This is a genomic window from Bradyrhizobium sp., assembly GCF_035273305.1.
GTDB lineage: Bacteria > Pseudomonadota > Alphaproteobacteria > Rhizobiales > Xanthobacteraceae > Bradyrhizobium.
Genome location: NZ_DATEPI010000131.1, coordinates 1 through 2,466, shown reverse-complemented (window position 1 = coordinate 2,466; position 2,466 = coordinate 1). Strand labels below are relative to the sequence as shown.

The 2,466-nt window shown below is 60.0% G+C and carries 2 protein-coding genes; one reads left to right on the top strand and one right to left on the bottom strand.

What is annotated here, in order from left to right; genetic code table 11:
* Positions 1–2,092 (top strand): malto-oligosyltrehalose synthase (gene treY, locus VJV58_RS09080; RefSeq protein ID WP_324137008.1); only part of this gene is annotated, 2,092 nt, incomplete at its 5' end.
* 19 nt (positions 2,093–2,111) lie between these two features.
* Here the strand turns inward: treY and VJV58_RS09075 are convergent.
* Positions 2,112–2,420 carry a polyhydroxyalkanoic acid system family protein gene (locus VJV58_RS09075; protein ID WP_324137007.1) on the bottom strand — a complete coding sequence of 103 codons (309 nt, stop codon included), beginning with the start codon at positions 2,418–2,420 and terminating at the stop codon, positions 2,112–2,114.
* Positions 2,421–2,466 lie beyond the last annotated feature (46 nt).

Below are 2,466 nucleotides of genomic sequence, written 5' to 3'. Positions count from 1 at the left end.
CGAGATCATTGCACGGGGGCTCGAGGCGTATCGGGCGCGACCGGATCGCCCGGCGCAGATTCTGGCGCTGCATCATTTGTTAGAACGTCAGCACTACAGGTTGGCTCACTGGCGACTGGCATCGAGCGATATCAACTACCGCAGATTTTTTGATGTCAACTCGCTTGCCGGATTACGCGTCGAAGATCCCGGCACCTTCGAAGCCATCCATCGGATGGTGCGCAAGCTCGTCGCGGAGGACAAGCTGCAAGGATTGCGGCTCGATCACATCGACGGGCTACGCGACCCCGGACAATATTTTCAGCGGCTGCGGCGGTTGTTGCAAAAGGCGCAGGGGGCGGAAACGAAGCCCATTTACATCGTGGTCGAAAAAATTCTCGGCCCACATGAAAAGCTGCCGCCGTTTTCGGGCGTTCACGGCACTACCGGATATGAGTGGCTGAATGCCATCACCCATGTATTGATCGACAGCAAGGGTCTGGAGCCGCTCGACCAAGCCTGGCGACAAATCAGCAATTCACCGCCGAGCGTGGCGCCCGTTCTGAAGGAGGCCAAGCGCCGTGTGCTGCAGACGTTGCTGACCAGCGAGTTCACGGTTTTGACGCGGCTGCTTGCGCGTATAGCAGGGGGACACTACTCCACCCGAGACTATTCGGCAGACAGCCTGCGCCAGGCGCTCGAACTCTACATCCTGCATTTTCCGGTGTACCGCACCTATCTGATCCCGTCCGGGCCGACGGCGCGCGATCGAGGGTTAATCTCAGAGACCATTGAAAGAGCGCGCTCGGACTGGTTCGCAGCCGACGAGGGCATTTTCGAGTTTTTGCGCGACACCCTTACAATGGACCTGATCAGACCAGGCCGAGCGACGCACAGCGCGCCCCGCGTCCGGCGCTTCGCTTTGAAGCTGCAGCAATTCACCGGTCCGGTGATGGCGAAGTCGCTGGAGGATACCGCATTCTATCGCTACCACCGCCTGATTGCCCTCAATGAGGTCGGCGGGGAGCCATCGGCCGACGCGCTCTCGATCGAAGCCTTTCACAACATCATGATCATGCGGGCAAGGGAATGGCCGCATGGCATGACGGCGACATCGACGCACGATACCAAGCGCGGAGAAGACGCGCGAGCCCGCCTGATTGCACTCGCTGAGATACCCGGCGAATGGACCAGCGCTGTGGCGCGATGGAAAGTGCTCAATGCGCCACATCTTGTCACCAACGGCGAAATGCGTGCGCCATCCGCGGCGTTCGAATACATGCTGTACCAGGCGCTGCTTGGTGCATGGCCGTTGGGCCAACGCGATGAAGCGTTCAGGGAAAGGATACAGGCCTATGCATTGAAGGCAGCCCGCGAGGGCAAGCAGGAGACCAGCTGGCTCAACCCCCACGAAGCCTACGAGGCAGGCTTGCGAACTTTCATCGATCTGATCCTGAACGCCGAGGCGTCGGCGGAATTCCTCGAAACCATGGAGCGCCTGGCGCAGCGCGTTGCGCTGCTAGGAGCGCTGAATTCGCTGAGCCAGGTTACGTTGAAGGCCACTATGCCAGGCGTGCCCGATTTCTATCAGGGAACGGAATTCTGGGACCTCTCGCTGGTCGATCCTGACAATCGACGACCGGTGAGTTTTTCCGAACGGGCGAAGCTTCTGGCCTCCGTTGAAGCGCCGGACTGGAGCGGTCTCGCGCAGAGCTGGCACGACGGCCACATCAAGCTAGCGTGGACCAGACATCTCCTGAAACTGCGCGGCGAACTCGCCCACGTGTTTACGAATGGCGATTATGAGCCGCTGCAGGTTGGCGGCGCTCATCGGGATCACATCATCGCGTTTGCACGCCGCCGGGGCCGCGACGCAGCCATTGTCGCGGTCGCGAAATCGTTCGTGGTCTTCTCACAGGGCGGACGCGCCTGGCCTCAGGCCGAAGCGTATGATGCCGCGCTCAACGTGAGCGGCTATTCCGTAGAAGGTTTTGCCGACGCCGACGCTACCCAACTGCGGGTTTCTGATCTGTTCACCCACGTCCCGGCGACGGTGCTAAAGGCCAAGGTGGTGGGTGCGTCGAAGCCCCTGAAACGACTTGTGTCGGCTTAACGTATAAATCCGCCGCGCATCAGCGCTTCGTCAACAACAGATTGCCGCGCTGACTGATTACCGTTTTCGCTGCTTCCGCGAATCGTTGCAGCAGCCATGGCAAGGTGACTTCAAGCCGGACGTGATCATCCTCGACATCGACCTGGCCCGACGCCGCCTGCCCCATCGCGCGCACGCGAAAGATCATGCGATCATTGTCCCATCGCTCCTCGTCGACTTTCAAAATCGGAAAGCTCGAGGCAGCCCGAGACAATCCACCCCGTAGGCGACGGATGGCCTCCTCGCGGCCCAGCTGATGAGGAATCGAAACGATCAGAGGTGCGGACATTTTTTGCCTCCTGACAGCGTAAGTGCATGTAATGCTGAATCTTCTC

Coding starts and splice junctions, on each gene's coding strand:
- VJV58_RS09075 (WP_324137007.1), bottom strand. CDS start 2,420: ATGTCCGCACCTCTGATCGTTTCGATTCCTCATCAGCTGGGCCGCGAG.